Source organism: Roseobacter sp. CCS2 (assembly GCF_000169435.1).
In the GTDB taxonomy this organism is placed as follows: Bacteria; Pseudomonadota; Alphaproteobacteria; order Rhodobacterales; family Rhodobacteraceae; genus Yoonia.
The window spans coordinates 101,082-115,553 of record NZ_AAYB01000004.1; the positions used below are offsets into that span (position 1 = coordinate 101,082).

At 55.7% G+C, this 14,472-nt stretch carries 17 protein-coding genes; 9 read left to right on the forward strand and 8 right to left on the reverse strand.

Annotation, left to right across the window (positions count from 1 at the left end; genetic code table 11):
• The first annotated feature begins 114 nt into the window (after positions 1-114).
• Entirely contained in the window at positions 115-1,320 is a 1,206-nt protein-coding gene (locus tag RCCS2_RS13765; protein WP_008235240.1) for a bifunctional alpha/beta hydrolase/OsmC family protein, read from the forward strand.
• Between the two features lie 51 nt (positions 1,321-1,371).
• Here the strand turns inward: RCCS2_RS13765 and RCCS2_RS13770 are convergent, their stop codons facing one another.
• A complete protein-coding gene (locus tag RCCS2_RS13770; RefSeq protein WP_008235241.1) occupies positions 1,372-1,983 on the reverse strand; it encodes a biotin transporter BioY in 612 nt (203 codons plus the stop codon).
• A 75-nt stretch (positions 1,984-2,058) separates the two neighbouring features.
• On the reverse strand, positions 2,059-2,475 hold the full coding sequence (locus RCCS2_RS13775; protein WP_008235242.1) for a DUF6314 family protein: 417 nt from the start codon (positions 2,473-2,475) through the stop codon (positions 2,059-2,061).
• Between the two features lie 112 nt (positions 2,476-2,587).
• On the opposite strand from RCCS2_RS13775, the gene purB reads away from it, so the two are divergent.
• Positions 2,588-3,895 (forward strand): adenylosuccinate lyase, encoded by a 1,308-nt coding sequence (purB, locus tag RCCS2_RS13780; RefSeq protein ID WP_008235247.1) that lies wholly within the window; start codon positions 2,588-2,590, stop codon positions 3,893-3,895.
• A 56-nt stretch (positions 3,896-3,951) separates the two neighbouring features.
• On the opposite strand, the gene RCCS2_RS13785 is transcribed toward purB, so the two are convergent.
• Entirely contained in the window at positions 3,952-4,626 is a 675-nt protein-coding gene (locus RCCS2_RS13785; RefSeq protein ID WP_008235248.1) for an acyl-homoserine-lactone synthase, read from the reverse strand.
• A gap of 124 nt (positions 4,627-4,750) precedes the next feature.
• Complete coding sequence (locus RCCS2_RS13790) at positions 4,751-5,359, reverse strand: autoinducer binding domain-containing protein (protein ID WP_008235250.1); 609 nt, start codon at positions 5,357-5,359, stop codon at positions 4,751-4,753.
• 141 nt (positions 5,360-5,500) lie between these two features.
• Here RCCS2_RS13790 and RCCS2_RS13795 point away from each other — a divergent pair, with 141 nt between their 5' ends.
• Genes RCCS2_RS13795 through RCCS2_RS13820 form a run of 6 tightly spaced genes read left to right on the forward strand, consistent with a single transcriptional unit; the run spans position 5,501 to position 9,270 of the window.
• Entirely contained in the window at positions 5,501-5,989 is a 489-nt protein-coding gene (locus RCCS2_RS13795; RefSeq protein ID WP_008235255.1) for an autoinducer binding domain-containing protein, read from the forward strand.
• A gap of 49 nt (positions 5,990-6,038) precedes the next feature.
• A complete protein-coding gene (locus RCCS2_RS13800) occupies positions 6,039-7,100 on the forward strand; it encodes a FliG C-terminal domain-containing protein (RefSeq protein WP_008235256.1) in 1,062 nt (353 codons plus the stop codon).
• A gap of 39 nt (positions 7,101-7,139) precedes the next feature.
• On the forward strand, positions 7,140-7,487 hold the full coding sequence (locus RCCS2_RS18790) for an SH3-like domain-containing protein (RefSeq protein ID WP_008235257.1): 348 nt from the start codon (positions 7,140-7,142) through the stop codon (positions 7,485-7,487).
• A 10-nt stretch (positions 7,488-7,497) separates the two neighbouring features.
• Complete coding sequence (locus RCCS2_RS18795) at positions 7,498-7,767, forward strand: SH3-like domain-containing protein (protein WP_008235266.1); 270 nt, start codon at positions 7,498-7,500, stop codon at positions 7,765-7,767.
• Positions 7,757-8,401, forward strand: coding sequence for a nitrile hydratase subunit alpha (gene nthA, locus RCCS2_RS13815; protein ID WP_008235268.1), 645 nt, complete (start codon positions 7,757-7,759; stop codon positions 8,399-8,401). The genes RCCS2_RS18795 and nthA overlap by 11 nt, the downstream gene beginning before the upstream one ends.
• Positions 8,398-9,270: a lysophospholipid acyltransferase family protein gene (locus tag RCCS2_RS13820; protein WP_008235270.1), complete on the forward strand. Its 873-nt coding sequence runs from the start codon at positions 8,398-8,400 to the stop codon at positions 9,268-9,270. The genes nthA and RCCS2_RS13820 overlap by 4 nt, the downstream gene beginning before the upstream one ends.
• 1 nt (position 9,271) lies before the next feature.
• Here the strand turns inward: RCCS2_RS13820 and RCCS2_RS13825 are convergent, their stop codons facing one another.
• On the reverse strand, positions 9,272-9,964 hold the full coding sequence (locus tag RCCS2_RS13825) for a DUF1223 domain-containing protein (protein WP_008235272.1): 693 nt from the start codon (positions 9,962-9,964) through the stop codon (positions 9,272-9,274).
• Between the two features lie 232 nt (positions 9,965-10,196).
• On the opposite strand from RCCS2_RS13825, the gene acnA reads away from it, so the two are divergent.
• On the forward strand, positions 10,197-12,968 hold the full coding sequence (gene acnA, locus RCCS2_RS13830; RefSeq protein ID WP_008235274.1) for an aconitate hydratase AcnA: 2,772 nt from the start codon (positions 10,197-10,199) through the stop codon (positions 12,966-12,968).
• An 80-nt stretch (positions 12,969-13,048) separates the two neighbouring features.
• Here acnA and RCCS2_RS13835 read toward each other — a convergent pair whose 3' ends face one another.
• Genes RCCS2_RS13835 through RCCS2_RS13845 form a run of 3 tightly spaced genes read right to left on the reverse strand, consistent with a single transcriptional unit; the run spans position 13,049 to position 14,442 of the window.
• Positions 13,049-13,585 (reverse strand): DsbE family thiol:disulfide interchange protein, encoded by a 537-nt coding sequence (locus RCCS2_RS13835; RefSeq protein WP_037294228.1) that lies wholly within the window; start codon positions 13,583-13,585, stop codon positions 13,049-13,051.
• Positions 13,578-13,721, reverse strand: a complete 144-nt coding sequence (ccmD, locus tag RCCS2_RS13840; protein WP_008235276.1) for a heme exporter protein CcmD — start codon at positions 13,719-13,721, stop codon at positions 13,578-13,580. Before ccmD ends, RCCS2_RS13835 begins: the two co-directional genes overlap by 8 nt.
• Positions 13,714-14,442: a heme ABC transporter permease gene (locus RCCS2_RS13845; protein ID WP_037294229.1), complete on the reverse strand. Its 729-nt coding sequence runs from the start codon at positions 14,440-14,442 to the stop codon at positions 13,714-13,716. The genes ccmD and RCCS2_RS13845 overlap by 8 nt, the downstream gene beginning before the upstream one ends.
• Positions 14,443-14,472: the final 30 nt, after the last annotated feature.

A 14,472-nucleotide genomic window follows, 5' to 3' on the forward strand; every position in this document is an offset into this window, starting at 1 on the left:
CTCAGTAACATCTCTCACCTTGCCGCGATTGTCGCCAATAAGCATTGCCGCATGCGTATTTGACGCCCATGTCTTGCGCAGTTTTTATGCAGACGGCCAAAGAAAGGTCCCGATATGCCAACCGAAAAGCTCACCTTCACCGGGCACGCCGGCGACACGCTCGCCGCGCGTCTTGATATGCCCAACGGCCCGCATCTGGCGACCGCCCTGTTTGCGCATTGCTTCACCTGCTCAAAGGATATCACTGCCGCCCGCCGGATCGCGGCACGGTTGTCATCCATGGGTATCGCCGTGCTGCGCTTTGATTTCACCGGATTGGGCCACTCCGAGGGTGAGTTTGAAAATACCAGCTTCACATCAAACGTTGATGACCTGATCGCGGCGTGCAAAGCACTTGATGCGCGTGGTATGTCGCCTGCGCTGATTATCGGCCATTCACTGGGCGGTGCCGCAGTGCTGAAAGCGGCCCCCATGATGGATAGCATCAAGGCTGTTGTCACCATTGGCGCGCCCTATGACCCGGGCCATGTCACGCATAGCTTCTCAGATTCCATTCCCGAAATTGTGGATCAAGGCGTCGCCAAAGTCTCGCTTGGCGGACGCCCCTTCCGCATTGGCAAAGACTTTGTCGATGACGTCAGCAAGGCATCGCTGAAATCCTCTGTCGCTAAGCTTGGTGCGGCCCTGCTTGTGCTGCACGCCCCGCGTGATGCGACAGTGGGGGTTGAAAATGCATCTGATATCTTCCTTGCCGCCAAACATCCCAAAAGCTTTGTGACACTTGATGATGCAGACCACCTGATCACACGGCCTGCAGATGCCGAATATGCGGCAGACGTCATCGCAGCATGGTCGAAACGCTATCTGAAGCTTGAAGAACCCAAAGCCCTCGCCGCAGTCCCGGAAGGCATCATGCGGGTCACCGAAGCTGATGCGAACGGGTTCCTGCAAGATATCCAATCCGGCCCGCACCACATGCTCGCTGATGAACCTGCCAAGTTTGGCGGCACCAACAAAGGCCTCACACCCTATGGTCTGATGTCAGCGGGTTTGGGGGCGTGTACCTCAATGACTATCCGCATGTATGCCCGGCGCAAAGGCTGGTCTTTAACAAGCGTCAGCGTCGATATCACACACGCCAAGGAACATGCAGCCGATGCTGCTGATCCCGGTGCAAAAGTCGATCACTTTGATCGATCCATCAGGCTGGACGGTGATCTGACCGACGAACAACGCGAACGGCTGTTAGAAATCGCAGACAAATGTCCGGTGCACCGCACGCTTGAACGGGCTTCGACAGTATCCACCCATCTGGCATGAAAAAAGGCGCAGCAATCACGCTGCGCCTTTCAAAACCTTTATTGTTCTTTCTTAGGTCCGGGCGCGACCAATCAGCTTCCATAGGCCGGGCACCAGAAGGGCCGCAAGACCCAGCTTAAGGGCATCACCGATGACAAATGGCGTCAAACCAACCTCAATCGCCCAAGACAGTGTTTTGTCTTCATAAAGAACCGCCAGCCAAGCAACACCCGGCAGATAGATCAGCGCATTGGCGACAAGCAAAGCGACAGCCATCAATACAACCGATCGGTCCCAGCCCGCGCGCGCGGCAAATCCAAGCGCCAGCGTAGCAAGGACATACCCCACCAGATAGCCGCCCGTACTACCCTGCATGTAAGCAAGGCCGTTCAATTCGGCGGTTGAGCTTTGGAAGATATCAAAGCCCAGCATGCCGATGATCATATACCCCATGATCGTCGCAAGACCCAGACGTGGGCCATAGGCTGCACCGATGGTCAGCACAGCAAAGGTTCCCATGCTGATGTAGACGGGGCTACCCGGCACGGCGACTTTGACCTTGGCCAAGATGGCCAAAGCCATGATCCCAAGAACCACCATAACAGCTTGCTTGATGCGCAATGCGGTGCCTTCGGACGGCCCAAAGGCCTCTGCAAGAGCTTTATCGTTCAGTGCGAGGGCCATGTGCCGCTCTCCCCTATTGTTTATTGCGTTACCGATTTATTGCCCATGCCGCGGCGCGGCGCAAGCGCGATGGCGCTAACACGGGCGATAAGTCGATGTGGACACATAATCCTTTCGCGGACCCTGAACGGTCCAGATGGCTGTCCATTGCGGCCATTCGGTAAAGTCGTAGCGAACGGTGTAGACATCATCGCCGCACGGGTGGTCGGTTCCGGCGGCATGGCCGGATGGCACGAATTGATGAAACGGGCGGCCATCATCAAAGGTCACAACAACCGTGTTCGGTGTGAACTGCCATAGATACTGGCGCGTGGCCTCAAGCTGCGCGCCGTTTGCAAGCGTGAGCCGCCCGGTCTCTTCATAAGTCAGGTGCGCTGCATCAATGGCCGTGAACACAGCTTGCCCCTCCAACGTGCCATGCTGACCGTTCAAATGATCACGGATCGTGCGGTGCAAGCGCCACTGCCCCAGAAACTCTGCTGCTGTCACCATCAAGATGTCACCAATCCCCGCAACATGCGCATCTCTCCCTTGAGGGTTCTGTCCCTGCACCTTATGACGCGTCAGGAATCCTCTGCCCACCCCCGACATAAGGTGCCTGCCCATGATCCCTCGTTATTCTCGCCCGGAAATGACTGCCATTTGGGAGCCAGCAACAAAATTCCGCATCTGGTACGAGATCGAGGCGCATGCCTGCGACGCCCAAGCCGCCATCGGCGTGATCCCCAAGGAAAACGCCGAAGCCGTTTGGAAAGCCAAGGACGTTGAATTCGATGTGGCGCGGATTGACGAAATCGAAGCGGTCACCAAACACGATGTCATCGCCTTTCTCACGCACTTGGCCGAACACATCGGTTCAGACGACGCGCGTTTCGTGCACCAAGGGATGACGTCTTCGGACGTTCTGGACACCACGCTGAATGTTCAACTTGTCCGCGCCGCTGATCTGCTGATCGCTGATATGGACCGCGTGCTTACAGCCCTCAAAACCCGCGCTTATGAGCATAAGGACACTGTGCGCATTGGGCGCAGCCACGGCATTCACGCAGAGCCTACAACAATGGGCCTTACTTTCGCGCGTTTTTATGCGGAAATGGACCGTGGCCGCGCCCGCCTTGTAAACGCCCGCGAAGAAATCGCCACAGGTGCGATTTCCGGCGCTGTCGGCACCTTCGCCAATATCGACCCATCGGTAGAAGAGCACGTCTGTACGCAACTGGGCCTGTCGCCCGAACCCATCAGCACCCAAGTGATCCCGCGCGACCGCCACGCGATGTTTTTTGCCACCCTTGGCGTTATCGCCTCAAGCATCGAAAACATCGCGACTGAAATTCGCCATATGCAACGGACCGAAGTGCTGGAAGCCGAAGAATTCTTCTCAAAGGGTCAAAAGGGTTCGTCCGCGATGCCGCACAAGCGTAACCCTGTGCTGACCGAAAACCTGACCGGCCTTGCCCGCCTTGTACGTATGTCGGTTGTACCCGCGATGGAAAACGTCGCGCTGTGGCATGAGCGTGACATCAGCCATTCTTCGGTTGAGCGCGCCATTGGGCCGGACACGACAGTCACACTGGATTTTGCCCTCAACCGTCTTGCAGGGGTTATCGAAAAATTAGTGATTTATCCTGATAACATGCTGGCAAATATGAACAAATTTCGCGGCTTGATCATGTCCCAGCGGGTTCTTCTTGCACTGACCCAAGCGGGCGTCAGCCGCGAAGATGCCTACAAGCTGGTGCAACGCAACGCGATGAAAGTCTGGGAACAAGGAGCCGATTTTAAAACCGAACTCCTTGCTGATGCCGATGTACTGGACGCACTTTCCCCCGAGGAGATCGAGGAGAAATTCGATCTCGGGTATCACATGAAAAACGTTGATACGATTTTTGCGCGTGTCTTTGGGACACGCTAGAGGGTTATGGATCTGACAGCCCAACCAGAGGCGTTCAGATCTTTATCGCGACAACGCTAAATCTTGGACGGCGCATGCACCGCTTGTTGTTGCGCGATATGCGTCGATCGTGTTATCGCTGCGGCCTGCTTTGCCTTTTCGATGGATCGGCGCACGGCAGGCATCGCCATGGCGACATAGCGGCGGTCATCGTGCAGGTTGGTATAAGGTTCACCGATGATTTTCGCAGGATAGCCAAGCTGACGCAACGTTCTTGCAAAAACAGGCGGGCAAAGCGCGATAATTTCAGTGGCACCCTGTGCCGTTGCCTGTTCCACGACACCGTCTAGAACCAGACCAAGGCATTCTGAACGCTCGGCATGTGTGCCAAGTGTATCAGAAATCACCACACGGGTGGCTTCCCAGACATTCGGCGTGACTTCTGCATGTGGAATGATGTCGGCAGGGATGCCGATCAGTTTACCATCCACAGCGTCGCGCAACATATAGGTATGTGACCCCCATTGGGCGGTCGTCGCCATCGCGCGCATGCCGCCCACGACTTTGCCATCTTTCAGCACAAGCGAATAATACGCCTTGGGGTTGTCGTACTGATCCATCTCCACATCATCGTCATGTGGAATGTCCCAGCCAAGCTGATCCACAAAGAACTGTTTGCGTAGCGCAAGAAACTCAAAGAACGCAGTTCCGTGCTTGTGGAGCTCTGTCAGGTTAAAAGTAATTTTCTCCATAGTCTTCCCTCTGGTTGTAAACATTTTAGCGACGGTCCCCACCCCCGCGATTGCTGATGTTAACATCGCATCAACAATTTAGCTCTAATTGTTCACAATAAAGAAAAAAAGGCTTAAGTTATTCTCAGATTAAGCCATATTGGTTGGCCAATGCGGCCGCTTGGGTGCCTGTTTTGGCACCAAGTTTAAGCTTCGCGTTCTTTAAACGCTGCTTCACCGCGCCTTCACTCACACTCAACTCAAACGCGATCTCTTTAAGGCGCTTGCCGTCTTTGACCATGCCCAAAGCTTCCAGTTCAGCCTTCGTCAAATTTGTCGGCGGTGCTGTTTCGTTGTGGCGGCGCGTCAGATAGGCAAGCAAAAGTTTCACTTCCAGATCGGTATAATCCCGGTCAGATCGCGTAAAAGATGCAAAGGAACGCTGCGCGTCCGCGCTGCTGTCAAACACAGAAACAGTCACGCCAAACCGCATGCCAAAGGTCTGTGCCTGTGCAATGATACGTTTGGGATCATCTTCGGCAAGCTTGAACCAGCGGATCGTGCCGACATTGCCGTATGCCCACTTAACGACCGGATCAAAAAGCATAAATCGCTGCTTGGTATAGTGGGCGATCCATCCTTGCGGAAAGGCATTCACTTCTTCCATGGGAAAGGCAAATCCAATGCGCAACGCGATGTAATAGCCCGATGGGGCAAGTTGCCCAATCTCATCTGGACCAAGAAGTGTCGACATTCACCTACCTCAACGAGCCGTTGTTTTCACAAAGCTCTTGTTGCAACGACAAAGTTCACCTTAGTATGATCAAACCCATCGTGTGATCGGACTTTATGGTCATATTGTTCGAGTTGGCAACCGGAAAGCGAGTACAAGTCAATGGCCTCTACACAGTTTGAGATTAGCGAGGCGCTGGGGCAGCTTAATAAACTTGCTCCAACCGGCTACGCACTGGGCATTCATATTGAGTATACGACGCCAAAATTCATGTTTCAGACCTATCCGAAGGCATGGTTGGATTACTATTCCAGCAACGGGCTGATTATGTCGGATCCCATGGTCGCATGGGCCTTTCAAGAAGTCGGGGCGCGGCGTTGGTCTGACCTTGATGATCCGGCAGGCGTCATGATCAAGGCCGCCGAACACGGTATGACGCATGGTGTTGTGGTTTCTGTTGCATCAGAAGACAGTCGTACAATTTGTGGCTTTGCAAACGCTGAACGCGAATTTACCGATGAAGAGATCGCACAGATCGAAGATCATGTCGCCCGTATTCACGAAAACACGGCCGACACAGCACAGCTTGATCCCGCAACGATAGAACAACTGAAAAAAATGTCGATTATGGTGACGCACCCCGGCTCTTAACGCCCCGCAACTAACCAGATTTTTACGAAACGTCGATAATACGGCTGGTATGGAATTGCATGCTGCCCCGTTATCTGATCCACCCCTGTCGCGTCGCCGCAAGGCCGCGATGATTATCCAGATGCTGTTGGAAGACGGCAATACCATATCGCTTGGGCAGTTGCCTGAACAACTCCAACTCAAACTCACCGATGAACTGGGCACCTTGCGCTTGGTCGATAAGGCCACAGTTTCTGCCGTCGCCGAAGAATTCACAACCGAACTTGAAGCGATTGGTCTGACCGCGCCGGGCACCCGTGACGGGGCGATCACAACGCTGGCCGACCACCTTAGCCCTGACATCGCCAAAAACCTGCGCAGCCAGTTGGAAAGCGTGCGAAATGGTGATCATTGGCCCATCGTGACCGAGCTGGGTATTGAGCGAATTCTTGCCATCATGCTGGCCGAGAGTACGGCAATTTGCGCGATTACCCTTTCAAAACTCCCGGTTGTAAAAGCGGCAGAGGTCTTATCGCGGACACCCGGCGAAAGGGCGCGTCGAATCACATATGCCATGTCACAAACGGAAAGCATTCCACCCGATGCTGTACGCCGTATCGGGTCCGCTTTGGCCCAAGAATACGGTCATCCCGCAAATGTTGCCTTTGAAAAAGCACCTGTTCAGCGCCTTGGTGCGATCCTGAACTCGACCGTTACAGACACCCGCGAAGATGTGCTGGCCGGCCTGAACCAGGAAGACGTCGATTTTGCCACCAACGTGCGCAAGGCGATTTTCACCTTCAAAGACATTGCCCCCCGCGTCAAACCAACCGACATTCCGAACACCATCCGAAATGTGGATAACGATACTTTGCTGACAGCCATCGCTGCCGCATTGAAAGGGGACGATGCACTGGTCGCATCAGCGGAATTTATTCTCAGCAGCGTATCGCAACGTATGGCAACCCAGCTGCGCGAAGACGCTGAAGAACGTGGTCATGTCAAAAAAGCTGACGCGGAAAAGGCCATGGCGGCAATCACCACAGCCATCCGCGAAATGGCCGACGCTGGCGTGATCACGCTGATTGACCCAGATGAGGCCGATGAAGAAGACGACACCAACAGCGAATAGTGATTCACGTCCCCGCAGGAATGGTCTACACTTTAGCCTATGACCAAAAACACCACATTCGATGGCCGGCGCTGGCATGACATGGGTGGCACCGCCGCAGGCCCTGTTCCGACGGATCAGCATGATTTTTCACTTTGGGAAAAGCGCGTTGACGCTTTGATGATCATCGCCTCAGGCAAGGGGCACTTCACTGTTGATGGCCTGCGCCGGGTGCTTGAGGACATGAGCGAAGACGCATTTGAAACCATGACCTACTACGAACGCTGGATCGCATCTGTGAACCAAAACCTGATCGAGGCAGGGGTCTATACCACCGCCGAACTTGGGCAACGGATGTCAGATGTGGCGGCACGCGGCACAACATATGGCGAGGCCGCAAGTGAGTGAGCGTCAATATATGCGCGTCAGGGCCGACATGCCGCCGGGCCATGTACGCACACCCGCCTACCTGCGTGGCAAGGTCGGCTGGGTCGAACGGACGCTGGGCCCCTTCCCCAACCCCGAACAATTGGCATACGGCATGCAGGCTATGCCGCTGCCTTTGATGCGTGTGCGCTTTACGATGGCCGATATTTGGGGCGCGGATGCAGACCGCCCCCGCGACACGATAGACGCTGAAATCTATCGCCATTGGCTTGAACCGGCGGAGGCGCCCCATGCCACATGATCACCACGACCACCTGTCACCATCAGGCCATCCTTATCGGCCCGATGACGATCATCCGCTTACCTATTGGCAGCAGATGGAAATCGCGGTGCGTGAACTTTTGATCGAAAAGGGCGTGACCACCGCACAAGAGATTGCCGCCCAGATTGACACGATGGATGCCCGCAACCCCTCACATGGCGCGGCAGTCGTTGCGCGCGCCTGGACGGACCCGGATTTCCGCGATGACTTGTTACAAGACGCAAGCGCGGCCACCCGCGAAATGGGTTTTGACATTGGCCCCATGCGGCTGATCGCGCTGGAAAACACCGATACAGAACACAACGTTGTCGTTTGCACGCTCTGCTCTTGCTATCCGCGTAACCTGCTGGGCCTACCGCCTGATTGGTACAAATCCCGCGCCTATCGCGCACGCACCGTCAAGGAACCCCGCAAGGTACTGGCCGAATTCGGCGTCACCCTGCCCGACACCACGACAGTGCGCGTCCATGACAGCACCGCGGACATGCGCTATGTCGTCATTCCGGCACGGCCCGCCGGGACAGAAGGCTGGCATGCGGATGATCTGGCCACACTGGTCACGCGCGACAGCATGATCGGCACAGGCCTGCCCAAATCACCGGATATTGCGTGACCACCCAAACGGCACTGACAGGCACCAAAGCCGATTGGCTGGCAGATCGCGCATTGCGCGGGCTGATCAGCACCTTGATGCGCCTGCCCTATGATACGCGCGTTACAATGATGGGCAGCGCCTTGCGCCGCGCCATTGGGCCACTGACCGGATATCGTAAAAGGGCCGAAGATAACCTGGCCTTTATTTACCCTGATATGGGCGCGATTGATCTCCGCCAGTTGGCAGAGAATTGCTGCGACAATTTCGGACGCACGATCATCGAAAATTATTCGTGGCAAGAGTTCAGTGAAAGGCTTGCCAACACCCACGCCACCGGTGACGGGCTTGTGCCCCTTTCCGAAGCCGTCAAAGTGCAGCGTCCGGTCATCTTCGTCACCGCTCATTTTGGCAACCACGAGGCACCACGCCATGTTCTGACACGGATGGGGCATACAATTGGCGGCCTCTACCGTCCGATGCAAAACGCCTACTTCAATGATCACTACGCCAAGACGATGACATCCTGGGGCGGTCCTGTCTTTCCGCAGGGGCGCCGCGGCACCATGGGCTTTGTCCGGCATTTGCGCAGCGGCGGGTTGGGTACACTGCTTTATGATGTCTCGGCGCCGGGGGCGCGCTTGCCTTTCTTGGGGCAACCTGCGCGCACATCATTGTCGGCGGCTGAAATTGCATTGAAAATTGACGCCGTTGTCATCCCGTACTTCGGGATCAGACAGCAAGACGGGTTATCATTTCAGGTCGAAGTCGAACGTCCTGTCGTGCCAGCAACGCCCGAAAAGATGATGCTGGAAATGAACGCCCGGCTAGAGGCGCAAGTCACGCGTAACCCCGCCCAATGGTTTTGGGTGCATCGCCGCTGGAAATAGGTCAGCGCAGTTGTGCTGCCCCAACGATGGGACCATTCGCAGCTTGTTGAATGATCACAACAACAGGGCTATCGCCCGCCGCATTCGTCTCAAGTGCCAGTGCGACGCGCCCATCCCAGCGCCCGATCACATCCCACGATGTCACGATATTGGCGTAGCTGAGGTTACGGCCTGCGTTTTCACCACGCCGGATTGCGACAGTTTCTTCGGGCGTGTAACGCACCAATTGCACGATATAGTCGCCACCTCTTCCGGCAGCCGCAGTGATGAACACATTACCGCCACGACGGGTTAAACCGACATCAAAGGCGTTACCTGCACGGCTGTGTGCCTGCAATGTATCCATGACCTGCATAGACCGCGATCCGATGACATGATCAACCCCGCCAATAATCATTTGTGGCGTATAGACGGTGGTCGCACTGGCGGCGCGGGCATAGGCGTGCTGGCGTTCTGTAAACTGCGGGCTGGCAAAGCTGTCTTTCCAGCCAATGTAATCCCAGTAATCCACATGCAGCGCCAAAGCGATGACGTCATCGCGTTTGGCCAGATCATGCAGCATGGCATCTGCCGGCGGGCAGGATGAACACCCCTGAGAGGTATAAAGCTCAACAACCACAGGCCCATTTTGCGCGGCGACTTGCGATGCTTGCAGCAAGCCGACAAACGACAAAAGTGCTAAAAGGGTACGCATGGCAGGCCTCAGTCTTGGTTATTGTCCGTCCGGTTTAGTCAGCTTCGGCTGAAATGACCAATCAACCAATTGCGAGTAGAGCGTCAAGAATGTTTCACTCGCAATCGCCGTTGATCTTTATTGTGTGCAATAGTATACAACGCGCGAAAGCGCCGCATTGCATGACGATTCTGCATGGTGCATCACAATCAACGATAGCCTTGCTCACGCATAAGCCACGAAAGGGAACGCCATGACGATCACAGTCGGCAAAGATACCGCAAAAACCCGCAAGACCCTGACAGTCGGTGACCAATCGGTCGCCTACTACTCAATCCCGGCAGCCGAGGCTGCGGGTTTGGGCGACTTTTCAAAACTGCCTGCGGCGCTGAAGGTGGTTCTTGAAAACCTGCTGCGGTTTGAGGATGATGGGTTTTCCGTATCGGTCGATGATATCAAAGCCTTTTCGAAATGGGCAGATAATGGCGGCAAGAATCCGATTGAGATCGCCTACCGCCCTGCCCGCGTGCTGATGCAGGATTTCACCGGCGTCCCTGCCGTGGTTGACCTTGCCGCGATGCGCGACGGCATCGTCGCCTTGGGTGGTGACGCCCAGCAGATCAACCCGCTGAACCCGGTTGATCTGGTCATCGACCATTCGGTCATGATTGATGAATTCGGTAACCCCCGTGCCTTCCAGATGAACGTGGACCGCGAATATGAACGGAACATGGAGCGTTACCAGTTCCTTAAATGGGGCCAAGGTGCGTTCAACAACTTCCGCGTGGTGCCGCCGGGCACAGGTATTTGCCACCAGGTGAACCTTGAATATCTGGCCCAAACCGTCTGGACTGACAAAGACCAAAACGGTGAAGAAGTGGCCTATCCCGACACACTGGTTGGCACGGACAGCCACACCACAATGGTCAACGGCCTCGCCGTTCTGGGCTGGGGTGTTGGCGGGATCGAGGCGGAAGCGGCGATGCTGGGCCAACCCGTGTCCATGCTGATCCCCGAAGTTGTGGGTTTTGAGCTGACAGGCGAAATGATGGAAGGCACCACAGGCACCGATCTGGTGTTGAAAGTCGTGGAAATGCTGCGCGAACTGGGCGTTGTCGGCAAATTTGTCGAATTCTACGGCGCTGGTTTGGACGTGCTGCCACTGGCCGACCGCGCAACAATTGCCAATATGGCGCCTGAATATGGCGCGACTTGCGGCTTCTTCCCGATTGATGATGAAACCCTGCGCTACCTGCGCAACACAGGCCGCGACGAAGACCGCATCGCCCTGGTTGAAGCCTACGCCAAGGAAAACGGATTTTGGCGCGGTGCGGATTATGCGCCCGTCTACACCGACACCCTGCACCTTGACATGGGTACAATTGTCCCTGCAATTTCCGGGCCTAAGCGTCCGCAGGACTATATCGCGCTGACAGATGCCGCCAGCGCATTTGGCAAGTATATCGAAGGGCAGCGGCACGAAAAATCCGCACCTCAAACAGAAAAAGCAGAGATGACAGCCGAAGGCGGCGCACCTGCACCGCATCACATCCCCGGCGACGAAGGGCACCACAAGTCCCAACACGTAGAGGGTGAAGATTACAAACTACACGATGGTTCCATCGTGATCGCCTCGATCACGTCCTGCACCAATACATCAAACCCCTATGTCATGATCGGCGCGGGTCTGGTGGCACGCAAGGCTGCGGCCTTGGGTCTGAACCGCAAACCTTGGGTCAAGACATCGCTCGCCCCCGGTTCGCAGGTCGTCAGCGAATATTTGGAGGCCGCGGGCCTGCAAGAAGACCTTGATAAGATCGGGTTCAACCTTGTCGGTTACGGCTGCACCACCTGCATCGGTAACTCTGGCCCGATCCAGAAAGAATTGTCGGACGCCATCGCCGAAGGTGACCTGATTGCGACTTCGGTCCTGTCAGGCAACCGCAACTTTGAAGGGCGTATTTCGCCCGATGTGCGCGCCAATTATCTGGCCTCACCACCGCTGGTCGTGGCCTACGCGCTGGCCGGTGATATGAATATCGACATCACTAAAGACCCACTGGGTCAGGATAAAGACGGCAATGACGTCTACCTCAAAGACATTTGGCCGACCTCTGCCGAGATTAACGAGTTGGTTGAAAAGACTGTCACCCGCGAGGCGTTCATCAGCAAATACGCTGACGTCTTCAAAGGCGACGAAAAATGGCAAGCGGTCGAAACATCGACAGGCGAAACCTACGATTGGCCTGCCACCTCAACCTACGTGCAGAACCCACCCTACTTCAAAGGCATGTCCAAGGACGCAGGTGAAATCGCAGATGTGGTCGATGCCAAAGTCCTTGCTGTGCTGGGCGACATGGTCACTACAGACCACATCAGCCCGGCTGGTTCGTTCAAAGACACCACACCAGCGGGCCAATACCTGCTGGAACGTCAGGTGCCTGTGCGCGAATTCAACAGCTACGGGTCACGCCGCGGCAACCACGAGGTTATGATGCGCGGCACATTCGCCAACATCCGCATCAAAAACGAAATGCTGGACGGGGTCGAAGGCGGCTACACCAAAGGGCCCGATGGCGCACAGACCTCAATCTTCGACGCAGCCATGGCGCACCAAGAGGCGGGAACACCGCTGGTCGTCTTTGCGGGCGAACAATACGGTGCTGGATCATCCCGCGACTGGGCGGCGAAAGGGACCGCACTTTTGGGTGTAAAAGCTGTGATTGCGGAAAACTTCGAACGTATTCACCGCAGCAACCTTGTGGGCATGGGCGTGGTGCCGTTCGAATTCACCGGCGGCGACAACCGCAACAGCCTTGGTTTGACCGGTGAGGAAACGGTGACAATCGAAGGTCTGTCAGAGGTCAAACCACTGCAAGAGCTGACAGCCAAAATCAAAATGGCCGATGGTACGGTGAAAGAGATCACCGTGAAATGCCGCATCGATACAGCGGTCGAGATCGACTACATCAAAAGCGGCGGCGTGCTGCACTATGTGCTGCAGAATTTGGCGAAAGCTGCTTAAGCACTTTGTTACATAAACTAAAAAGCCCAGTCATCTGACTGGGCTTTTTTGAGTTCTTAGGTCGGTGTCTACCCCGACAACTACTCTACCGCCTTCGCCAGTTCCGGTAAGAACCGCTGCTCATAATCCGACCCCACCAACGGCCCGACAAACCGGTACAAAACCGTTCCGTCCCCATCCACGATGAACGTCTCTGGCGGCGCTGTCACGCCCCAGTCAATCGCGGTCCGCCCGCGCAAGTCAAAGGCTGTTGCAAAGAACGGATCGTCGTAATTTTCCAGATATTCCGACGCCATCGACTGCTGATCGCGAAAATTAATCCCGGCAATACGATACCCCTGCGCCTCTAAATCCAGTAGGTTCGGGTGCTCTGCCCGGCATGGCGGGCACCAGCTAGCCCAGAAATTCACCAAGGTGATGTCGCCCGACCGCAGGTCTGCGTCGGTCAGTTGCACCGTACCTTGCACCGCCTCTTGCGGCACGGGTGGGGCTTGGTTGCCGATAAATGTGGATCGCAGCTCATCTGGATTATCCCGCAGCATCCCGGCCAACGCCAGCCCTGCAAAAGCCGCGAAAATCACTGGCGGCATGATCATCAGAGGCGAGATTTTAGCCATTCTTTTCAACCTCGTCCAAAGCCGCGCGGACCTTGACATAGCGCCGCCAACTCAGCCAGACGATGGCGGCGAGCAATAGGATGCTGACGGCATAAGCAGACAACACTTCAATTCTGTAATCACCCAAATCAGGCACGGCGCGCCCTCGCTTCCAGTGCGCGGATACGGCGGGCGCGAATTTCGGTACGGGTGCGCATCAGCACCAATGCGACGAACAACAGCACGAACCCCGCGATACAAACCAAAAGCGGGAACCAGAACACGTCAGAGATATTTTCTTCCTTGTCCAGCGACAGCGTCGCGCCTTGGTGCAACCCTTGGTTCCAGAACAGCACCGCATAGCGTGACAGGATCGCAAAGACCGACCCGACCAAGCACAAGACGGACGTCAAATCCGCTGCTGTATCGGGGTCTTCGATGGCTTCCCACAAGGCGATATAGCCAAGATAGAACAAAAACAGGATCAGGAACGACGTCAAACGCGGATCCCACGCCCAATAGGTGCCCCACATCGGCTGCCCCCAGATCCCACCTGTGAACAGCGCGATTAGCGTGAAAACGACGCCTACAGGTGCCGCGGCCCTTGCTGCTAAGGCGGACACATGGTGCCGCCGGATCACCCAGATCAAAGACGCGACCAGCATCATGATCCACGCGTTAATCGCCATCAGCGCTGAAGGCACGTGCAAATAGATGATCTTGACGGTCGATCCTTGGCGAAAATCATCAGGCGTAAAGAAAAACCCCCAAACAAGGCCCACGACCAGGCAGACCCCGGCCAGCGCAAAGCTCCAGGGCAGGACTGGTTTGGTCCAGCCCATGAACAGCTTTGGATTGGCATATTCCCACATCGACATAGGCGCTATCTATCCTTCCTCATCCATCCC

Excerpts from the sequence above, each read along its gene's own strand:
- RCCS2_RS13825 (WP_008235272.1), bottom strand. The coding sequence starts at position 9,964 with ATGCGTACCCTTTTAGCACTTTTGTCGTTTGTCGGCTTGCTGCAAGCA.
- RCCS2_RS13795 (WP_008235255.1), top strand. The coding sequence starts at position 5,501 with ATGGCCTCTACACAGTTTGAGATTAGCGAGGCGCTGGGGCAGCTTAAT.
- RCCS2_RS18795 (WP_008235266.1), top strand. The coding sequence starts at position 7,498 with ATGCGCGTCAGGGCCGACATGCCGCCGGGCCATGTACGCACACCCGCC.
- RCCS2_RS13785 (WP_008235248.1), bottom strand. The coding sequence starts at position 4,626 with ATGGAGAAAATTACTTTTAACCTGACAGAGCTCCACAAGCACGGAACT.
- RCCS2_RS13800 (WP_008235256.1), top strand. The coding sequence starts at position 6,039 with ATGGAATTGCATGCTGCCCCGTTATCTGATCCACCCCTGTCGCGTCGC.
- RCCS2_RS13765 (WP_008235240.1), top strand. The coding sequence starts at position 115 with ATGCCAACCGAAAAGCTCACCTTCACCGGGCACGCCGGCGACACGCTC.
- RCCS2_RS13775 (WP_008235242.1), bottom strand. The coding sequence starts at position 2,475 with ATGGTGACAGCAGCAGAGTTTCTGGGGCAGTGGCGCTTGCACCGCACG.
- RCCS2_RS13790 (WP_008235250.1), bottom strand. The coding sequence starts at position 5,359 with ATGTCGACACTTCTTGGTCCAGATGAGATTGGGCAACTTGCCCCATCG.
- nthA (WP_008235268.1), top strand. The coding sequence starts at position 7,757 with ATGCCACATGATCACCACGACCACCTGTCACCATCAGGCCATCCTTAT.
- RCCS2_RS13770 (WP_008235241.1), bottom strand. The coding sequence starts at position 1,983 with ATGGCCCTCGCACTGAACGATAAAGCTCTTGCAGAGGCCTTTGGGCCG.
- RCCS2_RS13835 (WP_037294228.1), bottom strand. The coding sequence starts at position 13,585 with ATGGCTAAAATCTCGCCTCTGATGATCATGCCGCCAGTGATTTTCGCG.
- RCCS2_RS18790 (WP_008235257.1), top strand. The coding sequence starts at position 7,140 with ATGACCAAAAACACCACATTCGATGGCCGGCGCTGGCATGACATGGGT.
- acnA (WP_008235274.1), top strand. The coding sequence starts at position 10,197 with ATGACGATCACAGTCGGCAAAGATACCGCAAAAACCCGCAAGACCCTG.
- purB (WP_008235247.1), top strand. The coding sequence starts at position 2,588 with ATGATCCCTCGTTATTCTCGCCCGGAAATGACTGCCATTTGGGAGCCA.
- RCCS2_RS13845 (WP_037294229.1), bottom strand. The coding sequence starts at position 14,442 with ATGTCGATGTGGGAATATGCCAATCCAAAGCTGTTCATGGGCTGGACC.